The sequence below is a fragment of the Bifidobacterium xylocopae genome (assembly GCF_003315615.1).
Lineage (GTDB): Bacteria > Actinomycetota > Actinomycetes > Actinomycetales > Bifidobacteriaceae > Bombiscardovia > Bombiscardovia xylocopae.
Genome location: NZ_PDCH01000002.1, coordinates 105,936 through 124,206 on the forward strand (window position 1 = coordinate 105,936; position 18,271 = coordinate 124,206).

Sequence of the window (18,271 nt, forward strand, 5' to 3'; positions counted from 1 at the left end):
AGGCTGTTCGGATATGCAAGGGGAGAGCAAGCCCTACGTGGTGATGACCGTATGCACCGGCAACATCTGCCGGTCGCCGATGGCGGAGATCATCCTGCGCAGGTTCTTCGAGGACCGGGGGGTCGAAGCAGGACAGGTGCGTGTGGAGTCGTCCGGCGTCAGTGATGAGGAGTTCGGCAATCCCATCGATCGTCGGGCCCAGAAGGTACTGAAGGAGCGGGGCTATCAGGTTCCTCAGGACCATTTCGCGCATCGGATCAGTAAAGAGGAAGCGGCACAGGCCGATTTACTGCTGCCGATGACCGCCGACCACATGCGCGCACTGCTGCGTATCCTGCCAGCCGGCAAACGCCCGGCGGTTCATCTCTACCGATCCTTCGATCCGGACCTGCCACAGCCGTCACCAGGCCGAGAGTCCGATCTGGACTTGGTGGATCCGTGGTACGGAGGCCCCCGCGAATTCGAGGTGGCCATTGACCAGATCGAACAAACGGCCCCCTACATCGTCGATTGGGTGCTCAAACAGCTCTGATTCCGGCCTGATGTATTTCGGCCCGGCCCGCTTCTTTGACCTGCCGCGCTGTTTGCGATTGGCTGCTGGGCGTCCGGTTCACGGTTCTCAATGACGGGAACAGCCTCGCATCCCATGGGGAGCGGGGCTGTTCAATGTATGGTGGCTCCGAGCGGGATCGAACCGTTGACCTAGCGATTTTCAGTCGCTCGCTCTACCAACTGAGCTACAGAGCCATATGTTTGAATTGTTGGGTCCAGCATGTAAGAAGGCTGCAATCCCAGCGACTCCGGCCGGACTTGAACCGGTGACCTCCGCCGTGACAGGGCGGCGCTCTAACCAACTGAGCTACGGAGCCGTAGCTGTTTGAACAGCCAAGTGACTAGCTTACCGGATGTCGCCGAGTATGCAAACCTCCGGCGCGTCGTGGGGCGCAGTGGCGGCCATCGGTCCGCAGTCAGTGCAGGAGCCGGGGAAGGATGGCGCAGGCTATGGCGCTGATGCCGTCGTCTGGGCGGTGATCCACTTGATACTCGGAGAGGTATGCCCCAAAGTGGAGGATGCACATGATGATGAAGGCACGCAAGGCCAGGTTGATGATTGAGATGATGATGCCGGCTGTGGAAAGGGCGGTCTTTTCGTAAGGGGAGCGTTTGGCTTTGTCCCTGGCGATGACCGATAGGACCAGGCCCACGATGGGCGTGAAGAAGGAAAGGATGAAACCGATGACGGATAGGCCGCTCGTCTGCTCGACCGGCGGTTGGATGTGCCAGTCGGTTGTTCGGGGATCCTGGTAAGGGCTGCGGGCAGGGTATGGTGCCACACCCTGATTCCGTTGGGGATGATCGTATGGCAGCCGGTATCTACTGTCCTGTCCGTATGGGTCGTACTGGGGGTTCGGGGTCTGTTGGGGCCCCTGGGGCCGCTCCTGCCGATTGTCGCTCATGCTCCCAGACTAGGCCCAGGTCGGTAAAACCCCCGTAGGCGGGATGGTTCCGCACATCGGGGGTTCTGACTGCTAGTCCCAGTGGTGGCTTCAGTCGGCCTGCTTCCAGGAGTCGGTGTCGATGTGATGGTCGGGGTTGGCCTGCCAGGCTTTCCAGGCGGACTCGACGATGTCGCGCACGTCGTACTTGGCGTGCCATCCCATCTCCTCGTTGATGCGCTTGGGCGAGCCAATCAGCTTGGCGGGGTCGCCGGCGCGGCGGGCGGCGATGGTCTCGCTGAAGGGCAGGCCTGTGACTTTCTTGACTTCGTCCACGATTTGGCGGACCGAGGTGCCCTTGCCTGTGCCGACGTTGAAGACGTCGTACTTGCGCTCCGGGCGGTCCAGGTAGTCCAGGGCGGCGATGTGGGCGTCCGCCAGGTCCGAGATGTGGATGTAGTCGCGGATGCAGGTGCCGTCCTCGGTGGGGTAGTCGGCCCCGAAGATTGCGGGGGCCTTGCCCTGTTTGAGGCGGTCGAAGATCATGGGGATCAGGTTGAGGATGGCCGGGTCCTCCAGCTCGACCGGGCCGCATCCGGCCACATTGAAGTAGCGAAGGCCGCAGAACCTGATGCCGAAGGGCTCTTCACAGGCCCGGGCCATCCACTCGCCGAAGAGCTTGGTCTGCCCGTAAGGGTTGATCGGGACCATGGGCTGTACGTCCTCGGGTACGACCGAGACGGGGGGCTCGCCGTATGTGGAGGCGGAGGAGGAGAAGACCAGCTTCTTGGCGTCGGTCACGGACATGGCCTTGAGCACGTTGAGCATCGAGCCCAGGTTCTGCTGGTAGTACCACAGCGGTTTGGCGACGGATTCGCCCACCTGCTTGCGCGCGGCGAAGTGGATGACCGAGTCCACGGCATTGTCACGAATGATCTGTGCCAGACGGTCGTCGGCTCCCGGTGTGGCGATGTCCGCTCCGTAGAGGCGGGCCCCTTCGATGCGGGAGGCCTTGCCGTAGCTCAGGTCGTCGACCACCACCACTTCCTGGCCTGCCTGATGGAGGGCATGGACCACGTGGGCTCCGATATAGCCGCAGCCTCCTGTGACAAGGACGGACATGTCAGCCACCTTCCTGCGCAAGGTCGGCGAACACCGGATGTTCGGTTTTTGCGCATTTATGTTTATATTTGTTCCCTATTGAGTGTATCATGCCATCCGTGCGAAACGGCCCCCCGGTTATACCTTCCTTCGGATATAAATGATAGCGATGAGTACTGCAAAGCATGTCCAGGATGAAGCCTCCCATCGTCCGCCCCCCAAGGAATCCGGCGGGCGCGAACGGCGGGCGAGGCGAAGCGTCGTCTCCTTCACGCGGCGTTCGGGCAAGCTGGATCCACGTCTGGGACGTGCCTGGAACGAGTACGCCGGCAGCTACCTGCTGAGCCTGCATCCTGATACGGATGCACTGGGCGTTGACCCGGGGGTGGTGGTGGACCGCGCCTTCCTGGAGCGTGTCTTCGGCCGCAAGGCCCCGCTGACGGTTGAAATCGGCAGCGGGCAGGGGGAGAACATCGTTGCCGCCGCTGCCGGTCACCCCGACCGGGATTACCTGGCCCTGGAGGTCTACGAACCCGGGCTGGCCCACACCATGCTCCTGGCCGGCAAGCACGGGCTGCCCAACCTGCGTCTGGCCAGGACCAATGCGCCCGAGTTCGTGGCCGCGGCATCGCCGGGGCTGCTGGATGAGGTCTGGACCTTCTTCCCCGACCCTTGGCCTAAGATGAGGCACCACAAGCGGCGTCTGGTCCAGCCAGCCCTGGCCGCCGACCTGGCCAAGGCCATGGCGCCCGGCGGCCTGTGGAGGATCGCCACCGACATCGACGATTACGCCCTGCATGTGCACGAGGTCCTGGACAGGGACCCGGCCTGGCGGAACGTTGGCGGGCGACGGGTGAGCCTGCCCACCGGACATGTGGGGAAGGGTACCGCCGACCGGGCGGCCGGTATGCCCCATGCTGAATTCGTCGAGTCCGAACGTTTCGAGGGGCGGGTTCTGACCAACTTCGAGCGCAAGGGCCTGGCCGCCGGCCGCACCATCCACGACCTCGCATACCGTAGTGTCGCGAGGCCCTGAGCCCAACGCCATACGTCGGAGCGATTTGCCAGGGTTTCGGGGCCTGGGCACTGCACACCGGGATTGCGCACCGGTAGAAAGGACCGTGTTTGCGACCGGCACATATGCGTGGGTGGCTCACCTGGCGCTCTTTCGTGGCCCTTACCGAGGTGTACACGGCGCCGCTCAATCTGGCCTGGCTCCTGATGGGGGCGTCGATCGCCCAATACCACTACGGACAGGTGAATTGGGCCAACCTGGCGCTTTTTCTGGCCACCATCATCCTGTTCGACCTGGCGGTCAACATCACCGACAACTACTACGACTACATGCATGCGCGTGATCGCGAAGGCTATGCCAGGCATACGAACGTGATCGGCCGACTGGGGCTGCCTCTGCGCGGCGTATGGCTGCTGGGCCTGAGCCTGTACATACTCTCCCTGGTTCCGGCCTTCATCCTGCTGGCCCGCACCGGATGGCCGCTGGCCGTCCTGGGGGTGGTCGGATACGGTGTCGGCATCTTCTATGCCGCCGGTCCTTCCCCGATCAACGCCACGCCCCTGTGCGAGGCAGCGGTTGCGCTCTCGATCACGTATCTTGTGCAGCTGGTCGCCGTCTATCTGTGCGTCTACGGGACCCGCCCCCTGGATTGGGGCCTGGTCGGCGGGACCTTCCTGGTCTGCCTACCGGTCGGCCTGGTCTTCTTCACGATTCAGCTGGCCAACAACGTGGCCGACCTGGACGAGGACATCAGGAACGGTCGGCGGACCCTGGTCTTTTTCCTCGGGCGGGAAAGGTCGTTCATCATGATGCGGGTCATGCAGGCCCTGGGCGCAGTGACGCCCATTCTGTGCGCCGGCCTCGGTCTCGTGCCCTGGCAGACGGCACTGAGCTCTCTGCTGCTTCCGGTGATGTGGGGACTGATGCGGCCCTTCTACTCCCAGCCGGACAAGGAGCGCACCTACCTGCCGCTGGTCGGTGGGGCATCGGTCTTCTTCGTGGGGTACACGTTGTTGCTGGCCACCGGGGTCTGGTTGTAGCACGAGCTTGTGGGCGACCGTCCGGTAGGAGGGGCTGGCTACACTGGTCAGGTGTCCACTGAAGGGGTGTGGCCGCGCCCCCCTGCTGGCCGGTTTCCGGGGTGCTGGCGGCTCCACGGAAGAGGTTTCGTATGGAACATGCATGTCAACAGCGGTCGTCGGTACGAAAGCAGCGAGGGCCGAGGCGGGCGACGGCCGTTCCGGCATGGAGGCGCCGGCTCTATGACGGGCTCTGGCTGCTGGCCTGTGTCCTGGTGGTCGCACTGTTGAGAGCCTTCGTGTTCGGAGCCTACGTGATTCCCTCCGCCTCCATGGAGGGCACGCTGAATATCGGCGACCGTGTCATCGCCTCCAAAATCAAGCCAAAGGTCTCTGGTGTTCAGCGCGGCGACATCGTCATCTTCCACGATCCCGCCCATTGGCTCAACACCGGGCCGCATGACGACTTCCTGATCAAGCGTGTGATCGGAGTGGGCGGCGACAGGGTTTCCGCGGACGGCTCCGGGGCGGTCAGGGTCAATGGCCGACAGTTGAATGAGACCTCCTACATCAACCCGGGCGGCCCAGCATCAACGATTCCCTTTTCGGCTAAGGTGCGCCCGGGCTATGTTTTCGTGATGGGTGACAACCGTTCGAACTCGGCGGACTCCCGCTTCCATCAGGACGACGTCAATGGCGGACAGGTTCCCCTGGACCATGTCGAGGCCATTGCGGATTTCATATACTGGCCACTCGGCCGGCAGGGCTTCATTCACAGGCCGGACAACGTCTTCGAGGGGCTATGAGCGCCACTGGAGCCGATGACAGGCGGATCACGCTGGGCGTGCTTGCGCATGTGGACTCCGGCAAGACCACCCTGTCCGAGGCCATGCTCTACCGTGCGGGCCGCATCCGCAAGCTTGGGCGGGTGGATCACGGCGATGCCTTCCTTGACACCGACGTCCTGGAGAAGGAGCGGGGGATCACCATCTTCTCCAAGCAGGCCCTCCTTGAGCACAGAGGCCTGGCCATCACCCTGTTGGACACTCCGGGCCACGCCGATTTCTCAGCCGAGATGGAGCGGACACTGGGCGTTTTGGACTGCGCGCTCCTGGTGGTCTCCGCCTCGGATGGCGTCGAGGGCTACACCAGCACCCTCTGGCGACTCTTGGAGCGCTATCGGCTGCCGACCTTCGTCTTCGTCAACAAGATGGACGCGCCCGGTGCCGACCGCGCGGCCCTGCTGGCCCAGCTCCAGGAGCGTTGCGGAGGCGGTTGCCTGGACTGTTCGCCCGGGTCCGACCCTGAGGGCCGGGAGGAGACCGCCTTGCTGGATGATGCCGCCCTCGACGAGTATCTGGCGGATGGGCGGCTGGGACTGCCGAGGATGCGGGCGTTGGTGGCGGACCGGAGGCTCTTCCCGGTCTACTTCGGTTCGGCCCTGCGCCTGGAGGGGGTAAACGCGCTCCTGGACGGCTTGGAGCGATACGCCCCCAAGCCTGCCTATGGTCCCGACTTCGGTGCGAAGGTCTTTAAGATCTCCCATGATGGCGACGGGCGGCGTCTGACCTGGATCAAGGTCACGGGTGGTGAGCTTCCGGTCAAGACCGCCCTGTCCGAGGCCGAAGGAGAAGGTGCGGTCAGGGAGAAGGTGGACCAGATCCGCCTATACTCCGGCGCCAAATACAGCCTGACCGAGCGTGCCAGGGCGGGTGCAGTCTGCGCACTGGCCGGGCTGGATTCCACCTATCCCGGCCAGGGTTTGGGCCGTGAAAAGGCCGGTGCCCTCCCCCTGCTTGAGCCTGTCCTCGATTACACCGTCCTGCCCGGTGATGCCGACCCGCACCGGGTCATGGAGGCCTTGCGGGTTCTGGAGGACGAAGACCCCTTGCTGCGGGTGCGATGGGTGCCGCGTCTGTCCCAGATCCGCCTGCAGCTGATGGGCCAGGTCCAGCAGGAGGTGGTCCAGGAGGAACTGCGTACGCGCTTCAGACTGGAGGTGGGCTTCGGACCTGGCGATGTGCTTTATAAGGAGACCATCGCAGCTCCGGTCGAGGGCGTGGGCCATTTCGAGCCCCTGCGCCACTATGCCGAGGTCCACCTGCTGCTGGAGCCGACCGGCCCCGGTTCCGGTCTGAACTTCGCCTCGGCCTGCGATCTGGACCAGCTGGCCGGTAACTGGCAGCGCGCGATCCTGACCCACTTGAAGGAGAAGGAGCACTTGGGTGTGCTGACCGGCTCGCCGATCACCGACCTGCGCATCAGCCTGGTCGCCGGCAAAGGCCACGAGAAACACACCGAGGGCGGCGACTTCCGCCAGGCCACCTACCGGGCCGTGCGTCAGGGGCTGATGGGTGCCGATCCGTCCTCCTGGAGCCCTGGTACCGCTTCCGGCTGGAGCTTCCCCAGGACAGACTGGGACGTGCCATGGCCGATATACAGCGCATGGGTGGGTCCGTTCAGCCACCCTCCGGCGAAGGGGAGCGCGCCCTGCTGGAGGGGGAGGCGCCTGTTTCGGGCATGCGTGACTACGCCCTGGAGGTCACGGCCTACACCCACGGCGAAGGCCAGCTGAGCTGTGTGTCAGCCGGGTACCGGCCCTGCCACGACACCGATCAAGTCATCGCCTCAGCGGCCTACGACCCCGAAGCCGACCTCGAGAACACCCCCGACTCGGTCTTTTGTGCCCATGGCGCTGGCTACCCCGTCAAGTGGAACCGCGTCCCGGTCTTCATGCATCTGCCCGGCGGCCCCTACCTGTCGGGAGTGTCGGGGGCCCGGTAAAAGGGGATATTCGCGGGTTTGTGCCTTGGCGGCCCGGCTCATAGCGGGTGCGGTCAGTGCTTGGCGTCTTCCAGGTGTTCCGATGTGTGCTAGTCTATCGTTAGATAGTCAGTAATACTGATTGTCTGCTACGGTGAGCATATGGAGGCTGGAATGCGGAATCTATTCGACTCGTTGGGTTATTCGCTGGGAAAGGCGTCGCAGGCCATGGCTGAGCGGTTCGCACCTGTGCTGGAGCCGTACGGCATTGATTCTCGGCAGTTCGGAATCCTGTGCGTCATCGGCAGGAATCCCGGCATCTCGCAGAAGTCGATTGGGACGAACATGCGCGTGGATCGGACCACCATGGTCGCTCTGGTTGACGCTCTGGAATCCTTGGGATACTGCGAGCGCAGCAGAAGCCGGGAGGACCGCCGCTCATATGCCATCTATCTGACCGCCAGGGGGAAGGAGCTGACCGACGAGCTGTGGGGTGCCATGCGCGAGGTGGAGGACCTGACGCTGGACGAATTGCCCCGGGAAGTGCAGGACGCGCTGCTGGCAGTGGCGGCGACGATACAACGAAAGAGACGGACATGATGGCGAATCCGAAGCAATATGCACAGAAGGACTATCTGGAGGCCGTTTTGGCTTCCTCGATCAGCCCCATGGATTATATGCAGGCTCGGAGCCGGCAGCCGGGCGCATACGTGTTGGTGGACGTGCGCAACGCCCCACCTGAGAAGAAGCAGGTCAAGGCATCCGGGGCGGTGGAGCTGCCGTTGCAGGAGCTGAGGGGGCGGCTGGGGGAACTTCCCCGCGACAGGACCATTGTGGTCTACTGCTGGGATGTATGGTGCAACATGGGCAAGAAAGCCTCGCTGATGCTGCTGGAGGAAGGGTTCGATGTCATGGAACTCGCGGGCGGCATCGCGGCATGGCGGCAGCTGGGGTTGCCGACTGAGAACCTATAAGGCGATGGAATCGGGCGTGCGCTATGAGCGTGGGGAGGTCCCTCCTCCCCACGCTTCCGGCGCGCGCCCGATTCCGATGGGATGAGTGGTTCAGTCGGCTTCGGGCCGGGCGGGCTGGTTCGTGCGTTCGTTGAGGGCGGGCATGCCGGCGGTGTCCGAAGCATAGAAGCGTTTCAGGTCGTCGGCGAACTTGTGGTACCCCTCCGTACTGGTGTAGACCATATGCCCCGCAGGATAGTAGGTGAAGGCGATGTTGCTGCGCAGGGAGGGGGCCAGGCCCAGGTGATCGATGTCGTACTCGGTCTGCCCGAATGGGGTGGCCAGGTCGTAGATGCCGTTGCAGACCAGGACCTTGAGTGTGGGCAGGCGGCTGATGGCGGCGGCCAGATCGGGCGTGACCTTGGGGAAGGGCGTCTTGTCGCCGAAAGAGGACAGGGTCCGGGGCGGCAGCTGGTGCCACCAGGTCCAGCCCTTGCCTGGCTCGGGTGAGTTCCAATCGAAGCCGGCGAAGGACTTGCGTTCGGCCCGTCCCTGCCAGCCCAGGTCGTCGCGCAGGTAGGCGTTGGCCAGGCTGGAGTATGGCGGCTCCAGGAAGTTATCGTCGACCACGAAGGTCTCGGTCTCGGATACGCGGTCCATGTCCAGCCCACGGACACGGCCGTCATAGCGGCCGACGATGCTGTCCTCGTCCCGTAGGAGCTGCTTGCGGAAGCGGTCGTCCATGACCCGCAGATTGCAATCGGAGACGTACCGCTCGTCCAGACCGGTCAGCTCGGCGTAGCGCCTGGACACAAGTGCGCGTTCATCGGACCCCAGCCGGTCGCCTTTCCACAGGGCTTGGCGCAGGGGTCCGTTCGCGAAATCGCGTGCGGTCTGGAGGTGTCGGGCCATATCGATGCCCTGACCCGCCTTGCCGTGGTATTTGGCGATCGCGGCGTAAGTGGGGAAGTAGCCGATGTAGTACTGGTCGGACGTGTCGAAGGTGAAGGCATAGTCCAGGATGTTCGACAGGAGCGTCAGGCCGTTCAGGGCCACACCGTCCTGCTGGAGGCGGAAGGCCAGCGCCGCGCCGCGTGTGGTGCCGTAGGACTCTCCCAGGATGTATTTGGGGGAGTTCCAACGGTGGTGGCGGCTCAGCCAGGCGCGGATGAAGGCGGAGAAGCCCTTGACATCGCCGTCGACCGACCACAGTTCCTTCTTGGCCTCCTCTGCTATCTGGGAGAATCCGGCGCCGGCCGCATCGACGAAGACCAGGTCGGAGGCCGGCAGGAGGGTGTCGGTGTTGTCGCTCAGTTCGTATGGAGCAGCCGGTTGGGGTGCTGCGTCGGGGATGTTGATGCGTTTAGGCCCCACGGAGCCCATCATCAGGAAAGTGGAGGCCGATCCGGGGCCGCCGTTGAAGATGAAGGTGACGGGTCGTTTGATGTCGGCTTCGCCCGATTCGCCCACAGCGGTGAATGCCGTGTAGAAGATCGAGGCCGCCGGTCTGACGGTTTCGGTGTCGATGGTGATTGTGCCCGCAGTCGCGTCATACCGCCATGCATGCCCGTCGATGGTGATCGAATGATGGGTCACGTGCTCCTCGTCAGGCTGCAGGGTTTCGCCTGCTTTCGCGCTTGTCTGGTCCTTGCCGGTCGTGTCGCTCTGTTCGCTCATGCCTGCTCCTCTGATCCGATGTGTTCCGATGCGGTTCGACCCGTTCGGGCCGTGCCTGCAAGGATGTTCACTCCGATATGAAGTGCCCCCAGCCTACAACCCATCCGTGGCGACGGCCCGGTCTGGTCCGGCATTCGGTCACTGCCGTGCATGGCTGGTATCTGCAGTTTCCATGGGCGGCGCAATGGCACATCGGGGATATACCGGCCATGGCCTAAGCGCGGAGGAGTGGGATATGAAGTATTCAGAATCTTGTAGCCCCGGAGAGAGTCGAACTCTCGTTGTCAGATTGAAAGTCTGGTGTCCTAACCGTTAGACGACGGGGCCGAACGAGACCAGAATACCCGCCACCCCCGGACTAGGCAAACCGCCCGGTGGGCCTCGGCCTCATCCCACCTCCTGGTCGCGCCTGTGGAAGAGCTCCATCTGCTCCTTGATCCAGACGCGCTCGGCCGGATTGATGTCGGCGGATTCCAGGTATTTCTGGTAGACGGGGTAGAAGGTCCGCAGCACCGGGTAGAGGGCGTAGAGCGTGCGCTCGGGCTTCTGTTCGCGCGTGTGGCGTGGGTGGGCGTCGAAGGTGTTCTTGAACCGTTGCATATACCGGCGGAAGGAGGCGAAGGAGGTATCCATGCGTCGGGCGGATATACCGGCGTTCATCTCCTTGCAGTAGACGGTCTTGAACCCATGGTCTATCAAATGGAGGGAGACGTCCACATCCTCGTGCATGATGTCGGCTTTATCCCGACAGACCTCACCGCGGATGGCGCTCCAGGCCGAGGAACGCAGGGCCATGTTCGAGCCGAAGAGCAGGTACTGTCCGTCGTCGGCCCGGTACACGGAGCGGCGCACCCTATTGTCTCCTTTGAGACCGATCTCCTTGCCCGGCATGTCATAGTAGGCCACCGGTCCAGTCGCCCCCATGGCCTGCGGGTCCCGCTCGAACAGGGAGCCAACCACCTGGACCCAGTTGGGTCTGAGCATGCAATCGGCGTCGATTCGGCCCAGTACCTGGCCCCGGGCCTGGTCCAGGCCGAAGTTCCGCGTAGGGATGAGACCTTGCTCTGCGTCCTGGTGGAGGAGGCGGACAGGTGTGTCCGGGTGGGCGTCGATGAAATCGCGAACGATCTGGGCCGTACGGTCGGTGGAATGGTTGTCCACGACAAGCACTTCGAGCGGGGCCACCGACTGGGTTGTGGCGTTCAGTATGCAGTCGGCGATGCGCTCTTCCTCGTTCCAGGCTGGCACGACAACGGAAACGGTCAACATAGCCATCAGGATACTTGCCCGGGGATACAGTGCCGGGTGGATCGGACCGCCTTGTCAGCCTGGCCGGGATAATGGTAGGCATGAGCGATCGCGAGAAACAGCAGTTCGACCTGGGTTCGGTGTTCCCGGACAAGGGTGACCCGCGCCGGCCGCCGGAATGGTTCGGCAGGGGTCTGCTCTATACGGCCATCGCTGTATTCCTGGCCTGGTTCGCCTATAGTTCGTGGTCCAAGGTCGAGTTCGTCGTCCTGGACGTGGTCATCGCCACTTTCATCGCACTGGCCATGGAACCCTTGGTGCTCCTGCTGGTCAAGCACGGTTGGAAGCGGGGCGCCGCTTCGGGTGCAAGCCTGGCCGGGCTGATCGTTGTCGTGATTGGGCTCATGGCCCTGTTCGGCAACATGTTCGTCCAGCAAGTCATCGGTATGGTCCGAGGGGCCCCGGCCTTTTATGACCAAGTGGCGCAACTGGTGCGGGACAAGACCCACCAGGAGCTGCCGGCCATGCAGGACCTCGGCGGCCAGATCGCCAACAACATCCAGACCTCATGGGTCACCGATTTCGCGGGACAGGCCTACTCCACGACCGTCGGCCTGCTGGGCTCGCTGCTGAACATTCTGACGGTCCTGCTGGTCACCTACTACATCTCCGCCGCAGGCCCCAAGCTGCGCCGGAGCCTGTGCCAGTGGATGAGCCCGTCAAGCCAGCGCCGCTTCGTGTCCGTGTGGACCATCGCCCAAGATCAGATCTCATCCTTCCTGTTCTCCCGAACCATCCTGGCTTTGATCTCTGCCGCGTGCATGTCGGTCTTCCTGGTCTTCCTCAAGGTGCCCTACTGGCTGCCGCTGGCCCTCTTCTGCGGATTGGTCTCCCAGTTCGTGCCCACAATCGGCACTTACGTCGGCGGCGCGCTGCCGGTGGTGGTGGCCTGGGGGTCCAACGGGTTGGGTGTCGCACTGGCCGTGCTGATCTATATCATTCTCTACCAACAGGTCGAGAACCTGATCCTCGCTCCAAAGATCTCCCAGCGGACCATGGATCTCAACGCGGCCATCGCCTTCCTCTCAGTCCTGGCCCTGGGCGCGGTCTTCGGAGCCCTGGGCGCCTTCCTTGCCCTCCCTGTGGCGGCTTCGTTCCAGATCATCTTCAAGGCCTCCACCAAACGGTACGACCTGATCGACTCCCCGCTGATGAACGATCCGACACCCACCAAGAAGTCCATGGTCGTGGAAGGTGCCGAGGCTATCAACGAGCATGTGATCAAGCCTGTGACCGGCCATATGCCCCGCTCGGTGCGGGGTGCAGCCGGCAAACGTACGGGCACTACAAAAGACGGGACCGAGCGCGCCCGTGACGAACTCAGCCGCCTGCCTGGCAGTGAGGCGGATTCCGCCGAGACTGTGGCCATCCCCAAGCATCTGGTCAGCCCCGATGGGGCGCATGCCCTTGTGGGGACTGACCGGGACGGGGACGGGGAGGAAGCGCAAGCTGACCGACCGCCGGAACGAGACACACAGCCCGAGGGCGGCCATCCTTCGCCCAACCCCCGCAAGGAGTGGCACTGAATGGCTTTCCTTTCCGTCGTTGATGCACTGATGCTCATTCTCGGCTCCGTCGGCATCATCTACCAGGCCGTCTGTGTCGTCACTTCCTTTGTGGCCAAGCCGGTCGTCTTCCCCGACGCCCCCATGGACAAACGATTCGCCGTCCTGATCTCCGCACGCAATGAGGAGCTGGTTGTCGGAAAGCTGATCGATTCCATACGGGGGCAGACCTACCCTTCCGACATGGTGGACATCTGGCTGGTGGCGGACAACTGCACCGATGATACAGCGGGCCTGGCCAGGTCCAAGGGCTGCCATGTAGTGGAGCGCAGCAACCAGGAGCAGATCGGTAAAGGTTACGCCCTGTCATACCTGTTGGACCGCATCATCTCCACCGGCGCTTCCAGGACCTACGATGCCTTCTTCGTCTTCGACGCCGACAACCGGCTGGACAAGCATTACATAGCGGAGATGAACAAGGCTTTCCAGGCCGGTTTCAAGATCCTGACCTCCTACCGCAACTCAGTCAATTTCACCGACAACTGGGTGTCCTCCGGATCCGCCCTATGGTTCATTCGTGAGTCACGTTTCCTGAATTCCTCGCGTATGGTCTTCGGGTCCTCCTGCCATGTGGGTGGAACTGGATTCATGTTCTCCCGCGAGGTGATGGAACGCAACAATGGCTGGAAGTTCCATCTGCTGACCGAGGACCTGGAGTTCACCATGGACTCCGTGCTCCATGGCGACCGGATCGGCTACTGCGGCACGGCCATCCTTTACGACGAGCAGCCGGTCACGTTCAAGCAGTCCTGGCGTCAGCGTCTGCGCTGGTCCAAGGGCTTCCTCCAGGTCTTCCGTTATTATGGCCCGGCGTTGATCTCCCGGGCGGTGCGTGAGCGCGACTTCTCAGCGGTCGATCTGACCATTCTGATCTGCCCCCTGACCGTGCTGTCCGTGGCCCGTTTTGTTGTCGGGGTCCTGTTCGCCGCTTTCGGCTTCGTCACCTGGACCAGCCAGATCGAAGGCCTGCTCAAGGCCGTTGTCTATGCGACGATCGGTTTGCTGGCCATGATGGGACTGGCCGCCCTGACCGTGGTCGCCGAGCGTGACAAGATCGGCGCTTCCAACAAGGAGCTGTTCGCATACTGCCTGTCCTTCCCGATCTTCATGCTGTCCTACGTGCCCATCTCCTTCCAGGCGATCTTCGCCAACCCGGGTTGGAAACCGATCGAGCACAACGGAAAGTAATGATGGCCGACAGACCCATGCCGTGGCTTTGCGGGTACTGACCGCCCTGATGGGGTCTATGCTCTAAGCATGAGTCCAAGCCAGAACATTCCCATAGGCGCCGCACCGGCGCCGCTGCTGCCTCCGTCCGACCCTACGGCCGCCGTGTCCATCCGTGGCCTCTGCAAGCGTTTCGAGTCCAAGCTGGCCGTCAATGGCCTGTCCCTGGATATACCGGTCGGCTCCTTCTACGGGCTCGTGGGTCCCAATGGGGCTGGAAAGACGACCACGCTGAACATGGCCACAGGCTTGTTGCTGCCGGATGCCGGCAGCGTCTCGGTCATGGGACGCGACGTATGGAGCGACGTCAACAGGGCCAAACGTTCGATAGGCGTCATGCCCCAGGCCGGGCAGGTCTTCGACCGTTTGACCGGCCTGCAGCTTCTGGTCTACTCGGGCATGCTGCGTGGCATGAAGCGGGCCGAGGCCGTGGCGCGGGCGAAGGACCTGCTCGCCGCCTTCGATCTGGTTGATGCGGCCGATCGTATGGTGTCCGACTATTCGTCGGGCATGGGCAAGAAGATCTGTCTGGCATCGGCGATGATCCATTCCCCCCGTCTGCTGGTCCTGGACGAGCCGTTTGAGTCGGTCGACCCGGTGTCCTCGGCGAACCTGAAAGACATCTTGGCGGAGTATGTCTCGACGGGCGGCACGGTCATCGTCTCCTCGCATGTGATGGCGTTGGTTGAGAGGATGTGCACGCATGTGGCGGTCATCAATGACGGTCATGTGTTGGCCGACGGTACCGTGGCCGAGGTCGCGGCAGGTGAGGATTTGGAGGATCGGTTCCTGGATCTTGTTGGAGGAAGGCACGCGGCGGCCCGGATCGACTGGCTGAACGGCGGTGCCGATCCGACCGGCCCGGCCGGTCTGGGCCATGATGTGAGGCCTGCGGAAGGGGATGGTCCGACGGGCGAAGGATTGGATCCGGCAGGCATCCGGTCACCGGGCGGGCTCAATGGTTCGCAAGGCAGTGATCCGGGTGACGGGGCGGGGGCCCGATGAGCGAGATCCTCACCATCGCCCGCCTGCGCTGGGCGTTGACCTTCGCTACGGTCAAGAGGTCCTCCTGGCAGCTGGTGGGGGCCACCATCGCGGTCATCCTGGCACTGCAGGCCGTCGCGGGGTCCTGGTTCCTCGCGGTGACCGAAGGTGAGGGGCTTGATAGAACGTCGGCGGCGGATGTACGGGTGACCATGGTCTGCGCCCTGGCGGCATTGAGCGTCACGGTCATCATGTTCCAGCTCATGGTCATCGGCGAGGGATCGACCCTGAGTCCCAGGCGATTCGTCCTTTTCGGTATCCCGGATCGCCGCCTGCAGGCCGGCCTGATGGTCGCCGGTTTGGTGGGCCTGCCGGCCATATGCGCCCTGATCTGTTTTCTGGCTTTGGCTTTCCTCTGCCGAGGGTTGGGGCCTGTAGTGGTGATCGTGTCCATCCTGGCGGCTCCGGTCGCGGTGCTGACCATGATGAGCCTGTCAAAGGCCGTTCTGTCCCTGGCCACATCACTGGCTTCCTCCCAGCGTGCCCAAAACGCGCTCTACCTGGTGGTCTTCATCCTGTTCATGCTCATCTGCTCCCTACCCCAGACCATCTCCCCGGCGGCGGATGCCGGTACCCTGTCTGTTGCACAGGTAAGGCCTTTCGCCGACATCCTGGCCTTCACACCGTTGGCTGCGGCCTTCCAACTCCCCTTCGACGCGGCGAACGGCGATTGGGCTTTCCTTCTGCTTCGTCTGCTCATTCTCGCACTGACCTGCTGGTTCTGCTTCGCCATATCCACCTGGTGCCTGCGTCATCTGCGCCTGAGCGAGGGCCGGACGGGGGCACGGAACAAGGCGCACGGGCTGGGAGTGTTCACCCGGATGCCGGACTCGCCCTCGGGTGCCATCAGTGCGCGTCTGGTCATTTACCTGCGTCGCGACCCCAGGCAGCTGCTTTACTTCCTGCTGCCGGTCATCTTCCTGGTCGTCTTCGGTATCCAGGGTCGTGGGCTGCCTGGACTGGCCTGGCAGGGGGTCTTTCTGGGGGCGCTCTTCCTCTGCATGTACACCGCGAACAACCTGGCCTACGACGGGCCGGGGATCCGCATGCAAGTCATGGCGGGACTGCCGGGTAAGGCGGACCGTAAGGGCCGTGTGCGTGTCTACCTGTGGATCATGTCCACCTACATGATCGTCGAGTGCTTCGTGGCCGCATTCATATCCGACTACTGGTGGGGCGGGCGACATCTGGCGTACGCCTTGGTGATCGCCTGTGTCGTGGAGGGGGTGCTCATGGCCGGCATAGGTTTGGCTCAGGTGCTTTCCTGCCTCCTGATCTATCCAGTGGCCCCTATCGACAAGCCTTTCTCTTCGCCTCAGGGCCGGGCCATGGCCCAGGGCTTCTTCCCGTTCGTGCAGCTCCTGGGCAACATCCTGGTGGTGCTGCCGACAATCATCGCTTTCTTCGCCCTTGATGGCACAGGGGCCGGTGGGAGGCCGGAGTGGCTGCTGGCACCGATCGCACTGGTCAACGGCCTGGCGGTGCTGGCCTTGGGCGTCAATTGGGGCGGTCGGATTCTGGATCGACGGCAGTTGGCCATCGTCGCCATCCTGGACAGGTACGCATCCCTATGACCCTGGTGGCCGGCCCATCAGGCCGCTGGCGCTTTCGGCGGCCCTCCCGCTAAGCTGGCAGAAGGAACCATGGGGTCCGGCCGCCGGAAGGTCGGTGGGACGGTCGGTCGCACGCATGATAGGAGAGGCGAGTGGGAGCGCATGCCCGAGGAGGACGCCGCACATGGCGCCCGGTCATGGCCGCCGCGACGGTGATTGTGGTCTTCGCCGGCTACCTGGTCGCGGACGCGACGGATGTGATTCCCGGTCCTTTGACGCTGGCGGGTTCCGCCGTAGGTACCGGACCGCGGTACCGGACTGAGGCTTTGGCCCCAGCCGTCGTGGGCGCGGACCTGGAATCGGACACCCCGGTGGATGCGTCCGCGGCCCAGCGGGTGATCGACGGATTCGCCGCTTCACCAGGCGTCGGCGGCGACTATTCGGTGGTGATCGCCAACCGTGATGGTTCCGTGGCCGCTGAGCATGCCCAGGGGACCTTGCGGCAGCCCGCCTCCACCCTCAAGACCCTGACCGCCGCAGCAGCGGCATTGAGTCTGGATATGGGGTCGACACTGACCACCTCAACATATTTGGACCGTTCGGCAGGACCGGACCCGCGCCTGGTGCTCCAAGGGCATGGCGATATGCTTCTGGGCTCGGGTGATTGTGATCTTTCCCATGTGAATGGCAGGGCCGGGCTGGGCACCCTCGCCAAGGAGACGTCACAGGCACTCAGAGCGGGTTCCATCGGTAAGGTGAGTCTGGCGTACGACCCGGGATTCTTTGGCCCCGAGCGCTCGCCCCAAGGCATCGACGAGAATAATCCGGGTGGAGTTTATTTCACTCCCACTTCGACACTCGCGGTCGACGAGGGTCGCATGCGCTCGGATGCGGACCGCTCCGCCGACCCCGACGGCGGTGGCGTCTACCTGTCTCACGACCAGGACCCCGAGATGCGGGCGGCGGACACTTTCGCCCAGCGCCTGGCCGAAGAGGGCATAACCGTTGTGGGCGATCCGGCTGTCGGGCAGCTGCCTGCCACTTCCAAGCCCAAGTCCCTGGCCAGCGTCGAATCGGCACCGCTGGGCCAGCTCATGGCTTACATGCTGCGCAACTCCGACAACAGCCTGGCCGAGCTCTTCGGTAGGTTGACCGCCGTAAAGCTCGGCAAGGAGAACTCCCCTAGGGGTGCGGTCCAGGCGGTCCAGGAGGCCCTGGGCCGGGAGGGTGTGAATCTCGGGGATGGAGCACGGATGGCCGACTGCTCGGGACTGACGCCCGGTTCCCTGGTGAGTGTGGCCACCTTGGCCGCGATTCAGCGCCTCGCCTGCGATGGACGCCATGGCAGGCTGGCGCCGCTGGCCGAAGGTATGGCGGTTGTCGGCCTGGTGGGCACGGCGGCCGGCCGGGGCAAGGGGAGCGACCCGAATGGGCTGGTCAGGGTCAAGACGGGGAGTCTGGACCAGGTGACTGCCATGGCCGGCAACGTCTCCCGGATGGGTGGAGGCCTGCTGGTCTTCTCGGTCATCGTCAATAATCCCGGCGATATGGGCGGCGCGGTGCAGGCGGTCAACACACTGATGTCCGCCCTTCCCAAGCTCTAGGCTCGC

15 protein-coding genes, 3 tRNA genes and 1 pseudogene are annotated in these 18,271 nt (G+C 63.5%); 12 read left to right on the plus strand and 7 right to left on the minus strand.

What is annotated here, in order from left to right:
* Window positions 1-13 precede the first annotated feature (13 nt).
* Window positions 14-532: a low molecular weight protein-tyrosine-phosphatase gene (locus CRD59_RS01815; protein ID WP_113852896.1), complete on the plus strand. Its 519-nt coding sequence runs from the start codon at window positions 14-16 to the stop codon at window positions 530-532.
* Between the two features lie 139 nt (window positions 533-671).
* Here CRD59_RS01815 and CRD59_RS01820 read toward each other — a convergent pair.
* From CRD59_RS01820 to galE, 4 genes are all read right to left on the minus strand, one after another.
* Window positions 672-747: transfer RNA gene (locus tag CRD59_RS01820), tRNA-Phe, on the minus strand.
* Window positions 748-795: 48 nt separating this feature from the next.
* Window positions 796-869 (minus strand) — tRNA-Asp (locus CRD59_RS01825).
* 99 nt (window positions 870-968) lie between these two features.
* On the minus strand, window positions 969-1,457 hold the full coding sequence (locus CRD59_RS01830) for a DUF4190 domain-containing protein (RefSeq protein WP_113852897.1): 489 nt from the start codon (window positions 1,455-1,457) through the stop codon (window positions 969-971).
* A 90-nt stretch (window positions 1,458-1,547) separates the two neighbouring features.
* Window positions 1,548-2,558 carry a UDP-glucose 4-epimerase GalE gene (gene galE, locus CRD59_RS01835; protein WP_113852898.1) on the minus strand — a complete coding sequence of 337 codons (1,011 nt, stop codon included), beginning with the start codon at window positions 2,556-2,558 and terminating at the stop codon, window positions 1,548-1,550.
* 148 nt (window positions 2,559-2,706) lie between these two features.
* On the opposite strand from galE, the gene trmB reads away from it, so the two are divergent.
* The 6 genes and pseudogenes from trmB to CRD59_RS01865 all read left to right on the plus strand — a co-directional run bounded on the left by trmB (window position 2,707) and on the right by CRD59_RS01865 (window position 8,308).
* Window positions 2,707-3,573, plus strand: a complete 867-nt coding sequence (trmB, locus tag CRD59_RS01840; RefSeq protein WP_236632663.1) for a tRNA (guanine(46)-N(7))-methyltransferase TrmB — start codon at window positions 2,707-2,709, stop codon at window positions 3,571-3,573.
* An 89-nt stretch (window positions 3,574-3,662) separates the two neighbouring features.
* Window positions 3,663-4,592, plus strand: a complete 930-nt coding sequence (locus tag CRD59_RS01845) for a prenyltransferase (protein WP_201736515.1) — start codon at window positions 3,663-3,665, stop codon at window positions 4,590-4,592.
* A gap of 131 nt (window positions 4,593-4,723) precedes the next feature.
* Window positions 4,724-5,377, plus strand: a complete 654-nt coding sequence (gene lepB, locus CRD59_RS01850; RefSeq protein ID WP_113852901.1) for a signal peptidase I — start codon at window positions 4,724-4,726, stop codon at window positions 5,375-5,377.
* Window positions 5,374-7,355: pseudogene (locus CRD59_RS01855) on the plus strand (GTP-binding protein). Before lepB ends, CRD59_RS01855 begins: the two are co-directional and overlap by 4 nt.
* Before the next feature lie 207 nt (window positions 7,356-7,562).
* Window positions 7,563-7,934, plus strand: a complete 372-nt coding sequence (locus CRD59_RS01860) for a MarR family winged helix-turn-helix transcriptional regulator (RefSeq protein ID WP_161522250.1) — start codon at window positions 7,563-7,565, stop codon at window positions 7,932-7,934.
* Window positions 7,931-8,308 (plus strand): rhodanese-like domain-containing protein, encoded by a 378-nt coding sequence (locus CRD59_RS01865; protein ID WP_201736516.1) that lies wholly within the window; start codon window positions 7,931-7,933, stop codon window positions 8,306-8,308. The genes CRD59_RS01860 and CRD59_RS01865 overlap by 4 nt, the downstream gene beginning before the upstream one ends.
* A gap of 90 nt (window positions 8,309-8,398) precedes the next feature.
* Here CRD59_RS01865 and CRD59_RS01870 read toward each other — a convergent pair whose 3' ends face one another.
* The 3 genes from CRD59_RS01870 to CRD59_RS01880 form a co-directional block, all read right to left on the minus strand.
* Window positions 8,399-9,964, minus strand: coding sequence for a S10 family peptidase (locus tag CRD59_RS01870; protein WP_113852903.1), 1,566 nt, complete (start codon window positions 9,962-9,964; stop codon window positions 8,399-8,401).
* Window positions 9,965-10,219: 255 nt separating this feature from the next.
* Window positions 10,220-10,291, minus strand: a tRNA-Glu gene (locus tag CRD59_RS01875).
* 60 nt (window positions 10,292-10,351) lie between these two features.
* Complete coding sequence (locus CRD59_RS01880; protein WP_113852904.1) at window positions 10,352-11,233, minus strand: glycosyltransferase; 882 nt, start codon at window positions 11,231-11,233, stop codon at window positions 10,352-10,354.
* Between the two features lie 80 nt (window positions 11,234-11,313).
* Between CRD59_RS01880 and CRD59_RS01885 the strand changes: the two genes are divergently transcribed.
* The 5 genes from CRD59_RS01885 (at window position 11,314) to CRD59_RS01905 (ending at window position 18,265) form a co-directional block, all read left to right on the plus strand.
* Complete coding sequence (locus tag CRD59_RS01885; protein ID WP_113852988.1) at window positions 11,314-12,798, plus strand: AI-2E family transporter; 1,485 nt, start codon at window positions 11,314-11,316, stop codon at window positions 12,796-12,798.
* Window positions 12,799-14,025 (plus strand): glycosyltransferase family 2 protein, encoded by a 1,227-nt coding sequence (locus CRD59_RS01890; protein WP_113852905.1) that lies wholly within the window; start codon window positions 12,799-12,801, stop codon window positions 14,023-14,025.
* 69 nt (window positions 14,026-14,094) lie between these two features.
* Window positions 14,095-15,069: an ABC transporter ATP-binding protein gene (locus CRD59_RS01895; protein WP_113852906.1), complete on the plus strand. Its 975-nt coding sequence runs from the start codon at window positions 14,095-14,097 to the stop codon at window positions 15,067-15,069.
* Window positions 15,066-16,682, plus strand: coding sequence for an ABC transporter permease (locus tag CRD59_RS01900; protein WP_113852907.1), 1,617 nt, complete (start codon window positions 15,066-15,068; stop codon window positions 16,680-16,682). The genes CRD59_RS01895 and CRD59_RS01900 overlap by 4 nt, the downstream gene beginning before the upstream one ends.
* A gap of 176 nt (window positions 16,683-16,858) precedes the next feature.
* Window positions 16,859-18,265: a D-alanyl-D-alanine carboxypeptidase gene (locus tag CRD59_RS01905; RefSeq protein ID WP_113852908.1), complete on the plus strand. Its 1,407-nt coding sequence runs from the start codon at window positions 16,859-16,861 to the stop codon at window positions 18,263-18,265.
* Window positions 18,266-18,271 lie beyond the last annotated feature (6 nt).

Bases quoted from the DNA above. Each gene is read 5' to 3' on its own strand.
- CRD59_RS01885 (WP_113852988.1), top strand. From the start codon at position 11,314: ATGAGCGATCGCGAGAAACAGCAGTTCGACCTGGGTTCGGTGTTCCCG.
- trmB (WP_236632663.1), top strand. From the start codon at position 2,707: ATGAGTACTGCAAAGCATGTCCAGGATGAAGCCTCCCATCGTCCGCCC.
- CRD59_RS01900 (WP_113852907.1), top strand. From the start codon at position 15,066: ATGAGCGAGATCCTCACCATCGCCCGCCTGCGCTGGGCGTTGACCTTC.
- CRD59_RS01895 (WP_113852906.1), top strand. From the start codon at position 14,095: ATGAGTCCAAGCCAGAACATTCCCATAGGCGCCGCACCGGCGCCGCTG.
- CRD59_RS01905 (WP_113852908.1), top strand. From the start codon at position 16,859: ATGGCCGCCGCGACGGTGATTGTGGTCTTCGCCGGCTACCTGGTCGCG.
- CRD59_RS01830 (WP_113852897.1), bottom strand. From the start codon at position 1,457: ATGAGCGACAATCGGCAGGAGCGGCCCCAGGGGCCCCAACAGACCCCG.
- galE (WP_113852898.1), bottom strand. From the start codon at position 2,558: ATGTCCGTCCTTGTCACAGGAGGCTGCGGCTATATCGGAGCCCACGTG.
- CRD59_RS01890 (WP_113852905.1), top strand. From the start codon at position 12,799: ATGGCTTTCCTTTCCGTCGTTGATGCACTGATGCTCATTCTCGGCTCC.
- CRD59_RS01815 (WP_113852896.1), top strand. From the start codon at position 14: ATGCAAGGGGAGAGCAAGCCCTACGTGGTGATGACCGTATGCACCGGC.
- CRD59_RS01870 (WP_113852903.1), bottom strand. From the start codon at position 9,964: ATGAGCGAACAGAGCGACACGACCGGCAAGGACCAGACAAGCGCGAAA.
- CRD59_RS01865 (WP_201736516.1), top strand. From the start codon at position 7,931: ATGATGGCGAATCCGAAGCAATATGCACAGAAGGACTATCTGGAGGCC.
- lepB (WP_113852901.1), top strand. From the start codon at position 4,724: ATGGAACATGCATGTCAACAGCGGTCGTCGGTACGAAAGCAGCGAGGG.
- CRD59_RS01860 (WP_161522250.1), top strand. From the start codon at position 7,563: ATGGCTGAGCGGTTCGCACCTGTGCTGGAGCCGTACGGCATTGATTCT.
- CRD59_RS01880 (WP_113852904.1), bottom strand. From the start codon at position 11,233: ATGTTGACCGTTTCCGTTGTCGTGCCAGCCTGGAACGAGGAAGAGCGC.